Origin of the sequence: Haliscomenobacter sp., assembly GCF_033763495.1 — a bacterium.
Classification (GTDB): domain Bacteria; phylum Bacteroidota; class Bacteroidia; order Chitinophagales; family Saprospiraceae; genus Haliscomenobacter.
Map to the genome: position 1 here is coordinate 164,625 of NZ_JANRKL010000035.1, position 17,723 is coordinate 182,347.

The 17,723-nt window shown below is 47.3% G+C and carries 16 protein-coding genes; 4 read left to right on the plus strand and 12 right to left on the minus strand.

What is annotated here, in order from left to right:
• Window positions 1-14: 14 nt before the first annotated feature.
• The gene (locus SFV55_RS04070) at window positions 15-1,550 is read right to left on the minus strand and encodes an alpha-N-arabinofuranosidase (RefSeq protein WP_320028184.1); all 1,536 of its coding nucleotides are present in this window, start codon (window positions 1,548-1,550) and stop codon (window positions 15-17) included.
• Between the two features lie 185 nt (window positions 1,551-1,735).
• Here SFV55_RS04070 and SFV55_RS04075 point away from each other — a divergent pair, with 185 nt between their 5' ends.
• Window positions 1,736-2,935 carry an oligogalacturonate lyase family protein gene (locus tag SFV55_RS04075; protein ID WP_320028185.1) on the plus strand — a complete coding sequence of 400 codons (1,200 nt, stop codon included), beginning with the start codon at window positions 1,736-1,738 and terminating at the stop codon, window positions 2,933-2,935.
• Between the two features lie 95 nt (window positions 2,936-3,030).
• On the opposite strand, the gene SFV55_RS04080 is transcribed toward SFV55_RS04075, so the two are convergent.
• Genes SFV55_RS04080 through SFV55_RS04100 form a run of 5 tightly spaced genes read right to left on the minus strand, consistent with a single transcriptional unit; the run spans window position 3,031 to window position 7,927 of the window.
• Window positions 3,031-4,335 carry a glycosyltransferase gene (locus SFV55_RS04080; RefSeq protein ID WP_320028186.1) on the minus strand — a complete coding sequence of 435 codons (1,305 nt, stop codon included), beginning with the start codon at window positions 4,333-4,335 and terminating at the stop codon, window positions 3,031-3,033.
• A gap of 32 nt (window positions 4,336-4,367) precedes the next feature.
• Window positions 4,368-5,270 carry a hypothetical protein gene (locus SFV55_RS04085; protein WP_320028187.1) on the minus strand — a complete coding sequence of 301 codons (903 nt, stop codon included), beginning with the start codon at window positions 5,268-5,270 and terminating at the stop codon, window positions 4,368-4,370.
• Window positions 5,271-5,323: 53 nt separating this feature from the next.
• Complete coding sequence (locus tag SFV55_RS04090) at window positions 5,324-6,001, minus strand: ATP-binding cassette domain-containing protein (RefSeq protein WP_320028188.1); 678 nt, start codon at window positions 5,999-6,001, stop codon at window positions 5,324-5,326.
• Entirely contained in the window at window positions 5,998-6,915 is a 918-nt protein-coding gene (locus SFV55_RS04095; RefSeq protein WP_320028189.1) for a hypothetical protein, read from the minus strand. The genes SFV55_RS04090 and SFV55_RS04095 overlap by 4 nt, the downstream gene beginning before the upstream one ends.
• Before the next feature lie 43 nt (window positions 6,916-6,958).
• The gene (locus SFV55_RS04100; RefSeq protein WP_320028190.1) at window positions 6,959-7,927 is read right to left on the minus strand and encodes a Kelch repeat-containing protein; all 969 of its coding nucleotides are present in this window, start codon (window positions 7,925-7,927) and stop codon (window positions 6,959-6,961) included.
• A gap of 179 nt (window positions 7,928-8,106) precedes the next feature.
• Here SFV55_RS04100 and SFV55_RS04105 point away from each other — a divergent pair, with 179 nt between their 5' ends.
• The 3 genes from SFV55_RS04105 (at window position 8,107) to SFV55_RS04115 (ending at window position 10,574) form a co-directional block, all read left to right on the plus strand.
• Complete coding sequence (locus tag SFV55_RS04105) at window positions 8,107-8,547, plus strand: VOC family protein (protein ID WP_320028191.1); 441 nt, start codon at window positions 8,107-8,109, stop codon at window positions 8,545-8,547.
• 26 nt (window positions 8,548-8,573) lie between these two features.
• On the plus strand, window positions 8,574-9,818 hold the full coding sequence (locus SFV55_RS04110; protein WP_320028192.1) for a VOC family protein: 1,245 nt from the start codon (window positions 8,574-8,576) through the stop codon (window positions 9,816-9,818).
• 126 nt (window positions 9,819-9,944) lie between these two features.
• Window positions 9,945-10,574 (plus strand): Uma2 family endonuclease, encoded by a 630-nt coding sequence (locus tag SFV55_RS04115; protein WP_320028193.1) that lies wholly within the window; start codon window positions 9,945-9,947, stop codon window positions 10,572-10,574.
• Between the two features lie 65 nt (window positions 10,575-10,639).
• On the opposite strand, the gene ric is transcribed toward SFV55_RS04115, so the two are convergent.
• The 6 genes from ric to nosZ all read right to left on the minus strand — a co-directional run bounded on the left by ric (window position 10,640) and on the right by nosZ (window position 17,512).
• Window positions 10,640-11,350 (minus strand): iron-sulfur cluster repair di-iron protein, encoded by a 711-nt coding sequence (gene ric / locus SFV55_RS04120; RefSeq protein WP_320028194.1) that lies wholly within the window; start codon window positions 11,348-11,350, stop codon window positions 10,640-10,642.
• Window positions 11,351-11,541: 191 nt separating this feature from the next.
• Entirely contained in the window at window positions 11,542-12,309 is a 768-nt protein-coding gene (locus SFV55_RS04125; protein ID WP_320028195.1) for an ABC transporter permease, read from the minus strand.
• A complete protein-coding gene (locus SFV55_RS04130; RefSeq protein ID WP_320028196.1) occupies window positions 12,306-13,061 on the minus strand; it encodes an ABC transporter ATP-binding protein in 756 nt (251 codons plus the stop codon). Before SFV55_RS04130 ends, SFV55_RS04125 begins: the two co-directional genes overlap by 4 nt.
• The gene (locus SFV55_RS04135) at window positions 13,058-14,281 is read right to left on the minus strand and encodes a nitrous oxide reductase family maturation protein NosD (RefSeq protein ID WP_320028197.1); all 1,224 of its coding nucleotides are present in this window, start codon (window positions 14,279-14,281) and stop codon (window positions 13,058-13,060) included. Before SFV55_RS04135 ends, SFV55_RS04130 begins: the two co-directional genes overlap by 4 nt.
• 71 nt (window positions 14,282-14,352) lie before the next feature.
• Entirely contained in the window at window positions 14,353-15,384 is a 1,032-nt protein-coding gene (locus tag SFV55_RS04140; RefSeq protein WP_320028198.1) for a nitrous oxide reductase accessory protein NosL, read from the minus strand.
• Between the two features lie 139 nt (window positions 15,385-15,523).
• Entirely contained in the window at window positions 15,524-17,512 is a 1,989-nt protein-coding gene (nosZ, locus tag SFV55_RS04145) for a Sec-dependent nitrous-oxide reductase (RefSeq protein ID WP_413776686.1), read from the minus strand.
• Between the last annotated feature and the right edge of the window lie 211 nt (window positions 17,513-17,723).

Consider the following 17,723-nt stretch of genomic DNA (forward strand, 5'->3'; position numbering starts at 1 on the left):
CATCTAAGTAGCTTTTACTTCAAAGCCAGCACCACCACTGAAAATGGCGGCACCTTCACCTTCAATTGGCTACCACTCAAGGTGGCACCTGTGTAGGCAGCAGGTTTGATTTTTTCCGGATTTTCAAAAGTATTGTGATCCTGCAAGGTAGCTGCAGTCAAAATCCGACCATTCACGCTGGCGTACTTGGCACCGCGCAAATCGATGGTGATTTCCTGCGCTTCACGAGCGTGGATGTTGGTCAGCGAAATATGCGTTACCCCTTCTTTGTTTTTGGAAGCAGAACAAGTCAAGGCGGGCAACTGGCGATTGTCCAGTTTGTACTGGTTGGTCTGAATCGTCAAAGGCAGCATGGTAGCTTCCTGATGCACATTGTACATTTCCATCACGTGATAGGTCGGCGTCAGGATCATTTTTTCCTCCTTCGTCAGGATCACCGCTTGCAGTACGTTGACGATCTGGGCCAGGTTGGCCATTTTTACTCTGTCGCAATGGTTTTGGAAAATGTTTAGGGTCATCCCTGCCAATACGGCATCACGCATGGTGTTCTGCTGGTACAAAAATGCACCATTGGTACCTGGTTCAACATCGTACCAACCACCCCATTCATCCACAATCAAGTCTACCCGTTTGTTGGGATCGTACTTGTCCATGATGTTGCTGTGGCGGGTAACCAGTTCTTCCATTTGGTAGGCCCGCTGCATGGTGGTAAAGTACTGATCTTCGGAAAAAGTAGTTGAAGGGCCTTTTTTGTTCCAGTCAATGACCGAATAATGGTGCAGGGCTACGGCATCGAGCATGTTGTGGGGAATGTCGCGCATCAAGACCTCCGTCCAGTTGTAATCCGCATCGCTGGCACCTGAGGCGATTTTGTACAGGCGCGTATTGCCCGTTGAAGTCATAAAGGTGGCGTATTGGCGGTAAATGTTGGCGTAGTACTCTGGCTTCATGTTGCCACCACATCCCCAGGCTTCGTTGCCCAAGCCCCAAAAGCGGACTTTCCAGGGTTTTTCACGGCCATTTTCTTTGCGCAAATTGGACATGGGGCTGACTCCGTCAAAATTGGTATACTGTACCCAATCGGCCAATTCCTGAACCGTTCCACTACCTACGTTTCCGGACAGGTAGGGTTCAGTGCCCAGCCTTTCACACAGATTCAAAAAATCGTGGGTACCAAAACTGTTGTTCTCGGTTACGTTACCCCACCAGGTATTCACAATCGTGGGGCGATTGGCGAGGGGGCCAATGCCGTCTTTCCAATGATAAGTATCGGCAAAACAACCACCTGGCCAGCGTAGGTTGGGAATTTTGAGTTTGATCAAGGCGTCGATCACGTCTTTGCGCACCCCATCTACAGTGGGGATTTTGGGGTTGTTTTGGCCCACGTAAATCCCATCGTAGATGCACCGGCCCAGGTGTTCCGAGAAATGGCCGTAAATGTGCTTGCTAATGGTGTGTTTGCCGAGGTCGGCATTGAGGACTATCTGGTTTTGAGCAAATAGGCTCAGGCTGCCAATAGTCAGCAGCAGCGTCAGATGCAGGTTTTTCATCGTTTACGTTTACGTCAGAATAATTGTAAAAATAACATTTAAAATGAAAGTGGCAAAAAAATCGAAGAAATTTTGAAAAAAGGGCAAGTGCCACCTAAAGTTATACTTTGTAGAAAACTTATAGTACCCAATTCCTCCTAAGTTTTAGTTTATCTTTAAATATTCTAATCAAAACCTAAGATCACATGAAGGCAGACCATTTTATCGCTATAACCTGGATAGTATGGTTAAACATTCTTCCCCTGTCAGCCCAAATCCCCACCCTGGAAACCGGCTCCCAAAAACCCATGCCCGCCGAATGGATCGATCGCAGCACGGGGCACCACATCAAACGCCTCACCCCTATCGACCAGCCCAACGAGAGTTTTTATTTCCACAACAATCCCTTCCTCAAAACACCTGATGGCAAAGCGGATTTGATGGTTTATTACCGTGGGGCACAGTTGTATGTGCTCAACTTAAAAACGATGATGCATACCCAACTCACCCACAAGTTGGCTCGAAAAGCCGGGGAAATTGTCGGAAAAATCCGTCGGGAAGTTTTTTATCAGGTCAAAGACAGTGTGTTTGCCACCCATATTGACCGGGCCACTACCCGCCTGGTTTGTATTTTTCCTGCTGATTTTAAAGGTTCAATCAGCACTCTGAATGCGAATGAAACCTTGCTGGCAGGCAGCTGGGCTGCGCCTGGCAAAGACTCCATTTACAAACTGTACCCTGGCAAAGGTGAATATTTCGACCGGATTTTTGACGCCAAAATCCCCCATACCTTGTTCACCATCAACCTAAAAACCGGAGCCTTGGAAAAAATCCACAGCGAGAATACCTGGTTGGGTCACATCCAATTTTCGGTCACCGATCCCAATATTTTGATGTTTTGCCACGAAGGCCCCTGGCACAAAGTGGACCGCATCTGGAACATCAACCTCAAGACCAAAGTGATCCAAAAAATCCACACCCGCACCATGGAGCGCGAAATTGCCGGGCACGAATTTTGGAGCTGGGACGGCAAAACCATCTGGTACGATTTACAAATTCCCCGTGGAGAAACATTTTATCTTAATGGATACCGCTTAGCAGATGGCCTACAAACCCGCTATCAAATGCTCCGCGACGAGTGGTCGATCCATTTCAACATTTCCCGGGATCAAAAACTCTTTTGTGGAGATGGCGGGAACCCCGGCCAGGTGGCAAAGGCAAAAGATGGCATGTGGATTTATCTTTTTCATCCCGAAAAGGATCATTTCAGGTCGGAAAAACTGGTAAACATGAAATTGCATGATTATCGACTGGAGCCGAATGTGCATTTTTCGCCGGATGGGAAATGGGTGATTTTTCGGGCGAACTTTGAGGGGATGAGTCAGATTTATGCGGTGGAACTTTAAGCTTAGGTGGTAAAAAATATTCTTTCACCACCTAAGAAACTTAAGGCACCTAAGGTTTCACCTAAGTAGTTTTGTATAAAAGGGATGGTTATCGACTATTTCGTCAAAGTCCCCAGCAAGCCAGCAAACTCACCCGCTAAATGCCTTCTGGTAAATTGCTGAATCCCTTCCGCACTCCCCTTCAATTCCGCCTTTTGGTAGGCAGCAAAAAACGCCAGAATGCTGTTTTTTAGCCCATCAACGTCTTCATAATTGTGCAGTGCACCACCTTTGGTCAATTCAACAACTTTCGCCGAGTCACTGTCTTTGGGGCCGATTGCCAACAAAGGCCTGCCCGAGCCTAGGTATTCGTACAATTTGCCTGGAATAATCGTGCAGGAGTTCGGTGAATTATTGATCAACAAAAGTAATACCTGAGATTGTTGCTGGTACAATACAGCATCTGAATGAGGCACGAAGTCGATGAATTCGGTATTGGATTCCAATCCGTATTTTTGCACCGATTCACGCACCGAAAAATCGGTTGGGCCAATCAGGCGGATTTTAAGTTTTTGTTGCAAGTCTGGCGCTTCAGCTAAGGCAGCTTGTACTGCTTGCCAAAACACCTCGGGATTGCGGTCTTTGTTCATCGAGCCGATGTGAGCGATAGAAAACTCAGTATCGAGTTTTGCCGTTTCTGCTTGTGCAAAATCGGCATCGTCAAAACCATTAGGGATGACCGCGATGTCTTTTCGGCCACAAAGTTCCACAAATTCATCCCGAGAGCGCCAGGTAACCGCCACCACCCGGGATGCCTTGCGCAGGACCTTTTGCTCTAGTGCTTTGTGGCGCGCATCCGCCCAGGAAGTCAGACGAAGGTCTTTGTAAAAGTCGATATTGGTCCAGGGGTCCCTGAAATCGGCTACCCAGGGGATACCAGTTGCCTTGTGCACGCCCTCTGCAATCAGGTGCATGCTGTGCGGCGGCCCGGTGGATACGATGGCGTCTACCGGGTGCTCCTTTAAGTATTTCGTGAGGTACTTGATCGAGGGTTTGATCCAGAACATCCGGGCATCGGGAATAAAAAAATTGCCCCGGATGAAGACCGATACCTTTTGAGCCAGGCTTTCTTTTTTCCCTTCGTTGATGAAGCCGGAGTAAATTTTTTCTTCTTTTTTCCGACCTAGAAATTGCTTGTACAATTGATAGGGCTCCCAAATCGGCGTTTTGACCACCTGCAAATCGGGTGCAACTTCTTTGGCCAGGCTTTCGTCAAAGGCCGCGGTTTCGCCATTTTCAGGCGTGTATACGACGGGTTCCCAGCCATATTGCCGAATGTATTTGGTCATTTTGACCCAACGCATTACCCCGCCGCCGCCAGCGGGGGGCCAGTAATAGGTGATGAGTAGAAATTTTTTCATAAGGACGCAAAAGTAAACAAATATTGAAACCCTTAAAAGTAAAGCATAGCAATCGAGCCACAGACTGCCTTAACCAACAATAAACCGTCGATCACGATAAGATAGTACAAAATGGAGCGTCTTTTTTTGAGCGCTTGCACTGCAAACAGCATGCCTATGAAGGGCGTTGTGTTCAAGCTAATTTTCATCATCGAAAAGTTGTGGGTGAAGCCATACAACCAAAAGATAGCCAGTCCGATGATGCTCAGGGGGAATAAAATGCTGAACAGGGTATTCCGCAAGCCCCGTTGCACTACGAAGGTATTCAGGCGTTGTCGGGCATCGCTGGCGTAATCCTTAATGTCGAACATGATGCCGATCAGGGCAACAAACATTAGGTTTTTGACGAACAAGCGATAGCCTACCCCATCCAGCCCACCCGCTTGCGTGTGGGTAATTTTGAACCATAAAATGGGATACAAGGTGCAAATGCCCGCCCAGCAAAAGCCAATCACAAAGGGTTTGAGCACTCCGATTTTGCGCAGGTTGTACTGCTCATTAAAACTAATCCCGTAATAAGCAATGCCCAGAAATGGAATAGATAAACTCAAGGCCCATTGTAGGGCGCTCATTTGTAGCATGGCCTGGCCATAGGTCAGTACAAAATAGAAAGCGTATCCGCAACAAATCACCAGTAAAAGGGCCTGACTCCACCGAACAAAGTGCCCGTGGTCTAAATACCAGGTTGCTCTTAAATCTTGCACAGTTTCCGTTTTGTCCAAGAGGTAAGGTAAGGTGTAAAACCAGGTCGTCAGGGCAAAAACAGCAAGGTAATACGCCCAATCCGCCAGTGGGTATTCTTGCTGCAACGTTGCTTCAATAGACAGGGCTACCGCACACAGTCCATAAAAGTAATTGCCATAAAAAAAGCCATGAACAATGGAGCGAATTTGCATGGAGCTTTGGGTCTAAAACCTTTTTCATTCCATGTAAAATTACAGTACTTGGTTCAAAAATGAAACGATTCAAATTTATCCCCCAGTACAAATTGCCGCATTTCTTCATCCAGTTGCTGGAAGTCCTTCTTTTCTACCCTTTGGGCAATTTCGCCACCCCGCAATACGTAAATTTGGTCGCAGGTATCGTTCAAGGTGGAAAAAATATGGGAAGAAATCAAGATGGTTTTCTGTGCTACCTTCAAACGCTCAATGATCGCAGCAATAAGCATATTGCTTTGGATGTCAACGCCATTGAAGGGTTCATCCAGGATGAAAAAGTCGTTTTTTTGGAGCAAAATTCCTGTGAATGCCAGTTTCTTTTTCATGCCTGTTGAATAAGTTTCAGCATATTGGCTCAAAGGCAAATCGAAGATGTTTTTTTCGGCAAAATTACTCAACGGGATATTCCGGGCATTGCACAACAGTTGCAGGTACTCTAATCCGGTGATTTTGGGCAAAAAGAAAGGATTGGTGGGTAAAAAGCCCAACTGGTTTTTTAAAATCGGATAAGGACTGCTGATGTTCCCGGAGCAAGACTCCAAACCTGCAATACATTTGAACAAAGTGGTTTTGCCTGCGCCGTTTTCGCCCACGATGCCGTACACTTTTCCTGGCTCCAGCTCGAAGTTGATTTGCTTCAACACCGATTTTGGGCCGTAACTTTTGCTCAAATTGTCAATCTGAATCATTGTAGGTACACATTTAAACGCTGTACAGCTCGTTTGTAAAATAGAGGCATTACAATCAACAGCAAAGGTGGAAACCATACACCAAGACCAAAAAACAACACCTGAGGCAGGCTCATCTCCCGAGGGTAAGCGGAGTATTTAGCCAAAATTATCGCCCCCATCAGAAACAAACCCAATCCTAAAACCAACCACAAAATCCAGCTTTTGTCCCAAAAGAAAATACTCATTATCAGCACCATTGGAAAAGCCAACAGGGACAGGTAAAGCCAGGCAGTTGCCATTTTTTTAGCTAAAAATCGTTGAGCAGTACAGTTGTAGATCCAAACGTAGTACTCATTTTCCGGTACGGCATAATGGCTCATGGCCAATAAACACACAAAGGCCAGGCTCCCCACACCAAGGTTAAAATTATCCACATCAATGGCTTTCCAGGCTACAAAATAAGCAACCAAATAAAGCAGCCAGTATTTGCGAAACCCGGCGGTAAACTCAAACGGAAAGCGAAAAAATGGTGTGGGAATGCTCAGGTTAAGGCGACCGGCTGAATTAAACAGGCTGAGAAGCAAGGCAGCGACCAATAGGCCTCCCGCTAATAAAAATTCAGCTTTATAGTACAAAAAAAAGACAAAGGGAATCTCCAGCAAAGTATTCTCAACAGCCCTAAGTTGCCGATAACTTGCCAATGGAAAAGTCGATTTTAAAAAATCATTGCGTTCCTTGTTACCAAAACCAAATGTCAGGCTGAGACCAACCGCAGCATAGAAATATCCAGCATAAGTCGTTTTGTAAAACAGGTAAAAGGACAACCCGAGGAAAACCAGAATGCCAAGGAAGTAACCCATAACAGGATGCAGTCCCAGCTCTTCCATTTTTCGGCTCAGGATCCGTTGTTGGAGGATAAAATAGTAGTACATGCGCCGATTAGTTGCCTACAAGTCTAAAAAATTACAAGGGGAGTTATTTTCCCAGCACCTCCACGGTATTCAACTCCGGCCCACCGCCCCGGTTTTTTGACCCAGCACCGATGTACAATTTTCCTTTGACTTGCACGACCTGGGTGCCGTGGCGAGTGGTGTTGAGTTTGGCCCATTTCTCCCAAACGTTCTTTTTTACATCGTAGGCTTCTACTTCATTGTGGGCTTCCACATGGGCAGTTGATTCACCACCAATAACTACAACCTTTCCTTTGTACGCGATAGCCGTGGCTCCGGCCCGAGGCGTGGGGATGTTTTTGCTCGCATCCAGCGTTTTCCAGGTATTTGTTTTAAAATCGTAGACATCCACCTCATTCAAGGTGAGTTGCAATACCTGATTGGTTTTGGCCCAGGAGGTGCGGCCACCAGCCACCACCAGTTTATCTTTGACCACTGCCACCGAAATGTGATCCCGGGCATGCGGAGCATCGGGTAGTTTCCTCCAAGTGTTCGTAGCCGGGTCGTATTCGTCAAACCAGCCTACAAACCCATCCCAGTGCCCATCCTGAATGCCACAAACGATGTAAAATTTGTCATCGCGAATGAAGGTGCCCGCTGCACCGCGCAGGCGGTCTTTGGGGATTTCCGGGCCTTTGCGCCAGGCATTTTGGACGGGGTTAAAAATGTATATGTTTTCAATCGGCTTCTCGTGTGGGTAAGAACCCGTAAAAGCGCCCAACACATAGATTTCTCCTTTGTAGCTCAAGGCCTGAAAGTGGCTCATTTCCATCGGCGTTTGTTGCAAAGCCTTCCAGGTTTTGGTCGACAAATCGAGTTCGTCCACGGGCCGCATGCCCCGGCCGCCCAACAAGTACAGGCGATTGCCGATGGCAGCCATGGCATTTTCGTGACGGGTGCTGCATTCATTTTGGGTAGGTAAAATCTGCCAGCTTTGAGCTGTAAGAACCCCGCTAAGGCCCAGTACGCTGAGGAAAAAAAGACCAATACGCATGTTTGTTCAAGTTTGGCTAAAGATAATCAAGATAAAAAGGGTGAATAATATCTCTAGCAAAATTATGTCGCAATCGCCCCACAAGTTGTCGCATTCGCACCACATTTTGTTTTCAAAATAAATATATCTTTACATTGTTAAACTTTTAAAACACATTTATCACCCACAAAACTTTAAACATGGCAAGCGTAAGCACCTATCTCAATTTCCCTGGCAACACCGAAGCAGCTTTCAATTATTACAAATCAGTATTTGGTACGGAATTCAGTGGCGATGGCATCATGCGTTTCAGCAGTGTACCACCACAGGACGGGGCACCTCCTATGCCTGAAGAACACCTCAATCTGGTGATGCACGTTGCATTGCCCATCATGGGTGGACACAGCATCATGGGCACTGATGCACCTGATACCATGGGCTTCAAGATCCAATTTGGCAACAATTCCTATATCTGCCTTTCTCCTGACACCAAAGCAGAAACCAAACGCTTGTTTGATGCGCTTTCCGCTGGAGGCAAAGTAGAGACAGCGTTGCAAGAAATGTTTTGGGGAAGTTTATTCGGAAGTTGTACCGATCAATTTGGCGTACTGTGGATGTTTGATTGCGCAGAAAAAGCTTAATTTCAACGGCAAAAAAAACAGTCCTGATGCAAAATAAAATCTATCCCTGCCTTTGGTTTGATGGCCAAGCTAAAGCAGCCGCCGAGTTTTACTGCTCCGTTTTTGGAGATGGTAAAATTACGACCGACAGTGGCATGGTGGTCAACTTTGAATTGAGTGGCCAAAAATTCATGGGGCTCAATGGTGGGCCTCAGTTCAAAATCAATCCTTCCATTTCCTTCTATGTGGTTTGCGAAAGTGAGGCCGAAATAAACTCGGCCTGGGCGCAGCTCAGCAGCGGAGGTATGGTGATGATGCCTATTGGCAAATACGCCTGGAGTGAAAAATACGGTTGGTTGCAAGACCAATACGGAGTATCCTGGCAATTGACCCTGGGCAAAATGGAGGATGTTGGTCAAAAATTTACGCCGCTGATCATGTTTGCCAATGAACAGAATGGCAAGGCCGAAGCAGCCATCAATGCCTATTCCAGTTTGTTTCCTGAATCTTCTCTTGTAGGTATCGCCCGTTTTGAAGAAGGAGAACCCAGCCCCGGTATGATCAAACACGCCCAGTTCAAACTACATGGTCAGGTTTTTATGGTCATGGACGCTCCGGGCAACCATAATTTCAAATTTAACGAAGGTTTGTCTTTGGTGGTGGATTGCCAGGGGCAGGAGGAAGTTGACCATTATTGGAATGGCTTCACTGCCAAAGGGGAAGAAAGTATGTGTGCCTGGCTGAAGGATGAGTTTGGCGTATCCTGGCAAATTGTACCTCGGGAATTGATGTTTGCCCTAGCAGACCCTGATCCCGATGCAGCTCAATACGCGATGAATGCCCTGTTTCAAATGCGGAAAATCGAAATTATCAAGCTCAAACCACCCACCGTCATTACCGTAAAAAGCACGGTCACCGTGCCTGTTGAAAAAGCCTGGGAATACTGGACCACACCGGAACACATCATGCAGTGGAACAATGCTTCCGACGATTGGCATACACCCAAAGCGGAAAACGACCTACGTCCAGGTGGCCGTTTTGTTTACACCATGGCGGCCAAGGATGGCAGCATGAGTTTTGATTTTGGTGGTAATTTTGATGAAGTGGTTCCCAATGAACGCCTGACTTACACCATCGACGACGGTCGTAAGGTGGAGGTGACTTTCAAGAGGAGTGACCAGAGTACTGAAGTGATTGAGGCTTTTGAAGCGGAAAATATGCATAGCCATGAGTTGCAGGAAGCGGGGTGGCAGGCGATATTGGATAACTTCAAGCGGCACGTTGAGGGATAATTTTCGCCTTTGACCTTATAAAAGGGGTACAAACGTAACGCTCTAATTTCACCTGTACCCCTTTTATTCAGTGCTTTGATTTTATGCCAATTCCGGCTATCTTTGTAAAAACCAGTTTGAACAATTATGCCAACTGTACTCGAATCTCAGGATGTGGTTGCCAATGTTTTCAAGGTGAAATTTCACCTTGAAAAACCCTTGCGCATGGATGCAAAAGACATGAGCAGTGAGGAGTTTTTTGCCTTCTGCCAACTCAATGATGACCTGCGGATTGAACGTGCTGCGGATGGCCAAATGATTATAATGGCGCCAACGGGATCAGAAACTGGAAACAGAAATTCAGAAATTAATGCTGAAATAGTTTTTTGGAATCGTATACATAAATTAGGGGTTACTTTTGATTCTTCCACTGGTTTCACATTGCCCAATGGAGCTGAGCGTGCCCCCGATACTGCCTGGATTCGCAAAGAGCGCTGGGATGCCCTTGGCATTCAGGAAAAGAAAAAATTTGCTCCTATTGCCCCGGATTTCGTACTCGAACTGCGCTCTGAAAACCAAAGCCTCAGCGAACTCCGCGAAAAAATGGACGAATACATGGATTGTGGCTGCCGCTTGGGTTGGTTAATCGACCCACAAAATCGGCGCACCTATGTGTACAATGAAAATGGAGAAATCCAAACGGTGTCGTTTGAAGAGAAATTGAGCGGAGGTGAGGTGATGCCGGGATTGGAAGTAGTCTGGGGGGAGGTAATTTGAAGGAAGGCATCAGGTCATAATAAAGGTGCTATCATCTTGAAATAGCACCTTTCATCTATCACAATTTACGCTCCCGCCATCTCTTTCTCCATCTCCACCCCCTTCACAAACAAGATATTATTCTCCAAATGCACATGCTCGTGCAACTTGTCCGCGAACTCTTTTAACATCGAAAACAGCACCCGATACGTCGTACAAGCCTCCTCCGGAGCCTGGTATTGGTTGGTCAAATCGGAAATGTGTTGCATCAGTGCACCAGCGTTTTCGTGCTCGGATTCCATCACGGCCAGTGGGTTTTCGATGGTGCCAAAGCCCGGTTGGTGCCATACCGTTTTGTTTTCCAGGGTTTTGATGTAAGGAAAAAGAATTTGTTCCTCTTTAGCCAAGTGTTGAAGCAATTCCTCCCGCAGTTCATTCCAGGATTGTAGTACTTCAATCAGCTCGGGGTGTCTTTGCCCGTGTACCCGAGCGACCTTTACGGCAAATTCGGTGATCGGGTTAGCTGTACGTTGGATGTAATGATGATATTTGTTGACGATGTAGTCGATGAGGAAACTCAAAGACCATTCGTTGTATTCGGCTTCAGGCGCGAAAGCAGATTGTTCCAGCTCTTCCAAAGCAGCTGCCACTTCCTGCGGGTCTACTCCTTTGGATTCGCAGCTTTCAACCAGGGTGCGGCCGCCGCCACAGCAAAAATCGATGCCGTAGTGTTTGAAGATGGCCGCTTTGCGAAAGTCTTCGGCCACAATTTGGCCTACAGTTTGGTTGCTATTCATTAGACAAGCTATTTAAGTTTTTGAAAATCAATTTATTTTTTCCAAAGCGACATTAATTGAACCATCTAAGGCATCTAAGGGCCATCTTAGATCGGCAATGCTCCTGAGGTGTTTCTTAGATGTCTTAGATGGTTCAATTAAGTCGCTTTGGCCATTCAAGCGCGAAGCGCTAAATGCCCATGCTGTAGTTCTCAAAAGTCCTTCCGACTAAAACTCCGCACACTCCCCCACAGCGGCAAAGCGAACCACAGCAGCATAATCAATACTGCATACAACACGCCCCAGCCACTGCCAAAAAACTGCTGCATCACCGCCCCTGTGAAGCCCATCAAAGCCGAAGCATCGGTGTGCAACATCACCAGGATGCGCCCCAGATCAATTGGATTGAAGGAAACAAAAGCAATCACTGCCTTTTCCAATGGGTAATCACTGAAGGCGAAGAGCAAAAAGAGCACGATCCCATTGTAGAGCAGCGCGAAATAGAACCACAGCAGCAATGCCACACCAATGCCTCGGGCTTTATCTCGGGTGCGCACGGCTGCCAACATGGCCAAAGCCACAAAAATGAGGGTTAGAAACACCCCCGTCAGCACCAGACTGAGGGCCGCGCTACTGAATCCCGTTAGTAGAACAGGGATACCCACTCCAATCAAAAAAGCCAGCGAAAGCGCCATACCCACCCCCAAAAACTGCCCAAAAGCCAACCTTTTCCGCGGAATCGGTTGCGCCAACAAGAGCTCAATGAACTCATAAGAATTGTAATAATGAATGGTGCTAAAAATGATGCTAACCAGGGGCACCACGATCAAAACAATGTTCAACAAATTGAGCAAACCTTTGCCAGGATTGCTTTCAATGCTGAACATCGTAGCCGACATCAGCAACAAAAAGAGGGTATACGCAATGATCATGCGGTTGCGCAGGATGTCGTAAGCGATGTAACGAAGTAGAATTCTCATAGGGCGATGGTTTTGCGTTGAGGAGTACTGGAAATTTTGCCTTGTTGCGCCATAATTTTGGCGATGGCTTTGGCAAAACGGGTTTCCTCGGTTCGTTCCAAAATGTTTTCAACCGACTCAAAAAACAGCAAATCACCTTCTACCAGGTACATCACATCGGTGGTTAGTTCTTCCAGGTCGTTGAGGATATGGGAAGTCATCAAGACCAATTTTCCTTTTTGTTGCTCGCGCAAAACCTTGGCTTTGAGCGCTTCTGCCGCCAGTGGATCTAAACCCGCGGTGGGTTCATCCAGTACCAATACGGCTGGATCGAATAGAAAAGCCAAGCAGGCGCTGACCTTTTGCCGGGTTCCACCAGAAAGGGTGCGCATGGGTTTGTCGAAGCTATTTTTTAAGCCAAATTCTTCGATCAACTCTTCGTCCAAAGGCCCGCAATGGCTATCTTTACGCAGGTCGGTCATCAGGTCAAATACCTGCCGCACCCGCATGTTGTCGGGATACCGGCCAATTTGGGGCATGTAACCAATCTGCTTGCGGTAGTCCCAGGAATCGCGGAGAATGGGTTGCTCATTGAAACAAATCCGACCCGAATCGGGGATCACCATGCCCAGTAAACACTTGATAAAGGTGGTTTTACCCGAGCCATTGGGGCCAATCAGGGAGACCCCTTTGCCCCTTTGCAAGCTTACACTCACATTATTGAGGGCACAGAGTTTGCCAAAATGTTTGCTCAAGTTTTGGGTCTGGATCATCGCTTGATTGGTTTGAGGAGTGGACTGGAATCTTTCAGTTCAGTCGGGGTCAGGCTAGGGAATATTTTTTCACTTTCTTCGATCAGGCGCACGACAAAACTGTGTAAAAACATCAGTCCCGCCGGAATGCGCTCCACAATCATGGCGTACAAACTCACCGGGTGATAGGGCACATCCCCTACTCCATCGCGATTGAGGTCGTAACCTGCGTACTGATCCCAATAGTTGTGCGAAAAACGGTTCATGACCGTGCCTCCATTGGTGGCCACGTCGAAGGTGTTGGCCAGGAAGTTGTTTTTTTCAAAAACATTGTCGCTGCAATTCGCCTGCAAACGCAAAGCCCAACCGTTGTTTTCGAGCGTGTTGTCCGCCAGATGAATCCGGCTGGAGCCCTCCATGTAAATCCCGGTGGTATTGTTGTAGAAGGTATTGTGCTCGATTTTGCTGTCGGATATGTCTTTAAGCAGCAGGCCATAAGCCGCGCTGCCCCAGTTTTGTTCAAAATGGTTGTGTTGCATCACCACGTTGCGGGTGTACATCACCGCTACTCCAGCTCCGTTTTCCCGAAAGCGGTTGTAGGAATAAGTGTTGTTGTGGGAAAACATAAAATGCAGGCCATACCGAATGTTGTTCTGGCAAAAATTGCGGTGCATATGGCTCTCGGTTACAAATTCAAGGTAAATACCATCGCGGTGTCCTTTTACCGTGTTACCACTGAACGACAAATGATTGCATTTCCAGGCATGGATGGCGTTGCCGGTGTTTTGTTCCTCGGAGGGTTTTCCCTCAATGGTGTTGTTGCGGGCAGTGCAATGGTCTGCATTGGAGAAATAGATCCCAAAATAACTTTGGCTGATGTGGTTATTGAGCACTTGAACATCTTTGGCACTGAGCACTTTCACGGCTGCCCAATCCGTAATACTGGTACGCCCGGTCCGCTGAAAGCGGAAGCCTTTCACCACAACTTTATCCGCGCTGACAGTCAGAATCTCCCCTTGCCCACTGGCATCAAGCAGAGGTTTGCCTTGCCCCAGGAAGGTCAGGGATTTGTTGATTTTGATGCCGTATTGGTAATACGTTCCGGCACGCACCAAAACGGTATCACCCGCTGTGGCCCGGTCAATGGCTTGCTGAATCGAAGTGCCGGGCGCAACTTGGATGGTTTTTGCCCCCAGATTGGTGATCAGAAGTATGCTGAGGATGAAAAAGGGAGTACGCATAGGGAATGACGAATTATAGAGTGACGAATGACGAATAATCGCCTGTGCCTAGGGATGATAGGTTTTTAGCGTTATTTTTTTAGATTAGACCAGTTGGTGATTTCAGCTTGCCACTGTTTTTCAGCCTCCAGCACTTTTAGCTTTTCCAATGAGGAAAAAGCGGCAATGTTTCCGGCCATAGGGCTGCGCAGGGCTTCTGCTTTCAACAAATGCGCATGGCGAAGGTCGATCAAGGTGCCCTTTTGCAAGTAGTCATTTACTAAAATGTGCTGGTAATCCGCGTCTTTGGCCTGCTGCATTTGGTAGTATTTGTTCAGGCAAAACAAGTCGTCAAACTTGTACACTTTTCCTTTGGTCGTGACCAGTTCTGCCGCAAAACGATCGTCCATGATGGTCATTTTGCAAAATTCACATTGGTCATGGCCGTACTGGATGGGGCTGGGTTGGGGGGTGCAGGCAAACAGAAACAATAAGCCAATTGCAGCCACTGTGCGTATGGATTTTAATTTGGTTTTTGAATCAGGGCGGAGGTTTTTGCAAAAATAATATTCACAGGCAACCACCAGTGTCAGCACCAAGCCAGCAAAAATGAATAGGAACCCTCCCCAGTCCGGCACCGAATACGCGCCAAAATTGAGCAGTTTCTTGTATCCGATCAAGGGCGGTTGGTAAGCCATGCCAGGCACTTTAATCGCGGCATTGGGATCAAGGTTGTGGCCATATTGGTAACCCCATTGATAAAAATCAACCATGGCGACAATGCCCGCAATCACGATCAGTCCCAGATAAGCCAAGGCCCCAACCCGCTTGTTTAGCCAGGCCACCACCAGCCCAAGCAAAACAAATAAAGCGGCGAGGTATGGCAGGATAATGAACTCTGGAAACATCTCCTCTTTGATGTGGGCCATACCGATGTAGTGGTTCAGACCGTTGATGATCTCCACGTCGCCAGAAAGGTGGCTGAGCCAGATTTTCATCATCAAGCCCTCGGGGTACTGAGGTGCCCACAGTTCAATTCTCCAGATGGGCAAGAAAAAGGAACCAGTCATGGCCAAGGAGGCGATCAGGATGGCAATGCGGGATGAAGTGCGCAGTGGCTTCATAATGTGTCAATTTTGTTGAGGAGTTGAGGGGTTGAGAAGTTGAGGCTGCCGCGAGCGACCCGGTCACTGAGCGTAGCCGAAGTGCAAGGGTCGCTCGCGGCAGCCTCAACTTCTCAACCCCTCAACTCCTCAACTATTTTTATTTCAAACTCACTTTGGCTTCTTCATCCAGGTTGACACCCGTACCCCAGCGCAATGCTACATTGCTGTTGGCGGGCGAGACCCTGACGTAGCCTTGCATTTCCTGGTGCAGGGCCGAACAGAAGTCGGTGCAATACATGGGTACTATGCCAGCTTTAGAAGGAATCCATTTCAGGGTGCAAGTTTCCCCTGGCATGATCAGGATTTCAGCGTTGTTGGCCCGTCGGATGGCAAATCCGTGTGGTACATCCCAGTCTTGTTCGAGGTTGGTGACGTGGAAATATACTTCATCCCCCACTTTGATGCCTTCGATGTTATCCGGGGCAAAGTGTGAGCGAATAGAGGTCATGTACACGTGTACCTCTTTGCCCTTGCGTACAACCTTGGATTCTTTCTCACCTTTGGCGACATAAGGGTGGAAATTGTCTTCCAGTTTGAAAAATTTCACACTATTCGGTTCAACCAATGCCGCCGGAAGCGCTTCCGCGTAGTGCGGTTCACCCACAGTGGGGAAGTCAAGCAGGAGCTGCATTTTATTGCCATCAATGGAGTACAACTGCGCCGATTGTGCCAATTCAGGCCCAGTAGGCAGGTAGCGGTCTTTGGTGATTTTGTTGTAGGCAATCACGTATTTGCCGTGTGGTTTCATGGTGGGACCACCAGGAATACTCAAGTGACCTACCGAATAATAAGTAGGCACACGGTCGAGTACTTCCAGTTTTTCGATGTTCCACTTGACCAACTCAGACGATACAAAGAAAGAAGTGATGGCATTGCCTTGACCATCAAATTCGGTGTGCAAAGGCCCCAAGCCAGGTTTTTGTACTTCACCGTGCAACACTGCTTCGTAATTTAATACAGGAATGCTTTCAAACTCGCCGTCAAATTTTTTAGCGGTAATGGCTTTTTGCATTTTGCTGAAAGAAAATACCGGAATCACTGCGGCCAACTTCCCACTGCCCACAATGTATTCACCCGTAGGATCTACATCGCATCCGTGGGGCGATTTGGGGCAAGGGATGAAGTACAACATGTCTGGACAATCTTTGGGGTCCAGGGTCATTACTTCCTTGATCATGGTAGAAGTAGCCGAGTGGGTTCTTTCGTCGTACACGTTGTGCGCGTATTCGGCGGGTTCTTTTTTGCCTTTGCCAGCTTTGAGGTATTCCTCAGCCTTTTTCCAGTTTACGGCCAGGATGAAGTCCTTGTCTTTTTGTGAAGCATTCACTTCCAGCAAAGTATTAGCTTGTTCCGTATTGTAACAAGAGAAGAAAAACCAACCATCAGATACCCCACGGCCGCAACGCGACAAGTCGAAACTTACCGCTGGCGTTTTTAACTGAAACCCAATGGACATCCGCCCGCTGGTTTTGTCAATTTTGACAAAACTGAGGTAACCCTTAAAGTTTTCCTTAAAACTGCTGATTGGAACGTCAGCAACCTCATCCGGTGGGACGGAAAAACGGGTACCCGCTACGGCATACTCGGTATTGGCGGTCAAAAATGGTGAGGAGTGGTTGCCCCCGCTATTGGGCAATTCGATGATCTCTTCGGTCCGGAAGGTTTTGAGGCTGACGCGCGCAATTCTTGGCGTGTTGTTGCCATTGATAAAAACCCAACGCCCGTCGTGTTCGCCTTTGGTCGTTGATAGGGCGATGTGGTGCGAATCATCCCAGGGCACAAAACCGTTGGAGGTGTTGAGCATGGGTTTGGTTTCCTCACTGTATCCATATCCACTTTCCGCAAACTGTGAAAAAACGGGTATGATGCGCAACAAGCGCCCGGAAGGGATGCCATAAACCGACATTTGCCCGTTGAAGCCACCCGATACGAAGCTGTAAAATTCATCCTTTTGACCCGGTGCTACGTACACCTTGGCGGCTGCGTCACCGGATATAGTTGTGCCCAAATCTTTGGGTTTACAGCTGAATGTTAGGGCCAAAAGCGAAAAGAATCCAAAGGTTGGTATGACCCAAGTAAGTTTCATAGGTGTATTGATTTAGTGATGAAGAATATGCTGTAAAGAATGTGTAAATCACACCCCATGAGCACCTGATTGATGGTTCAAATATATTAAGATAAAAAGGTCTTAAAATATGATAAATTTCAACTCCCCTATTGACAATTGTCAACCTCAACAATAAAAGACATAAATATCTTTATCTCCGAAAAATAACTCATTTATCAGCAAAACTAGT

Bases quoted from the DNA above. Each gene is read 5' to 3' on its own strand.
- SFV55_RS04135 (WP_320028197.1), bottom strand. From the start codon at position 14,281: ATGCGTACTCCCTTTTTCATCCTCAGCATACTTCTGATCACCAATCTG.
- SFV55_RS04105 (WP_320028191.1), top strand. From the start codon at position 8,107: ATGGCAAGCGTAAGCACCTATCTCAATTTCCCTGGCAACACCGAAGCA.
- ric (WP_320028194.1), bottom strand. From the start codon at position 11,350: ATGAATAGCAACCAAACTGTAGGCCAAATTGTGGCCGAAGACTTTCGC.
- SFV55_RS04095 (WP_320028189.1), bottom strand. From the start codon at position 6,915: ATGTACTACTATTTTATCCTCCAACAACGGATCCTGAGCCGAAAAATG.
- SFV55_RS04080 (WP_320028186.1), bottom strand. From the start codon at position 4,335: ATGAAAAAATTTCTACTCATCACCTATTACTGGCCCCCCGCTGGCGGC.
- SFV55_RS04140 (WP_320028198.1), bottom strand. From the start codon at position 15,384: ATGAAGCCACTGCGCACTTCATCCCGCATTGCCATCCTGATCGCCTCC.
- SFV55_RS04070 (WP_320028184.1), bottom strand. From the start codon at position 1,550: ATGAAAAACCTGCATCTGACGCTGCTGCTGACTATTGGCAGCCTGAGC.
- SFV55_RS04115 (WP_320028193.1), top strand. From the start codon at position 9,945: ATGCCAACTGTACTCGAATCTCAGGATGTGGTTGCCAATGTTTTCAAG.
- SFV55_RS04125 (WP_320028195.1), bottom strand. From the start codon at position 12,309: ATGAGAATTCTACTTCGTTACATCGCTTACGACATCCTGCGCAACCGC.
- SFV55_RS04075 (WP_320028185.1), top strand. From the start codon at position 1,736: ATGAAGGCAGACCATTTTATCGCTATAACCTGGATAGTATGGTTAAAC.
- SFV55_RS04110 (WP_320028192.1), top strand. From the start codon at position 8,574: ATGCAAAATAAAATCTATCCCTGCCTTTGGTTTGATGGCCAAGCTAAA.
- SFV55_RS04130 (WP_320028196.1), bottom strand. From the start codon at position 13,061: ATGATCCAGACCCAAAACTTGAGCAAACATTTTGGCAAACTCTGTGCC.
- SFV55_RS04090 (WP_320028188.1), bottom strand. From the start codon at position 6,001: ATGATTCAGATTGACAATTTGAGCAAAAGTTACGGCCCAAAATCGGTG.
- nosZ (WP_413776686.1), bottom strand. From the start codon at position 17,512: ATGAAACTTACTTGGGTCATACCAACCTTTGGATTCTTTTCGCTTTTG.
- SFV55_RS04085 (WP_320028187.1), bottom strand. From the start codon at position 5,270: ATGCAAATTCGCTCCATTGTTCATGGCTTTTTTTATGGCAATTACTTT.
- SFV55_RS04100 (WP_320028190.1), bottom strand. From the start codon at position 7,927: ATGCGTATTGGTCTTTTTTTCCTCAGCGTACTGGGCCTTAGCGGGGTT.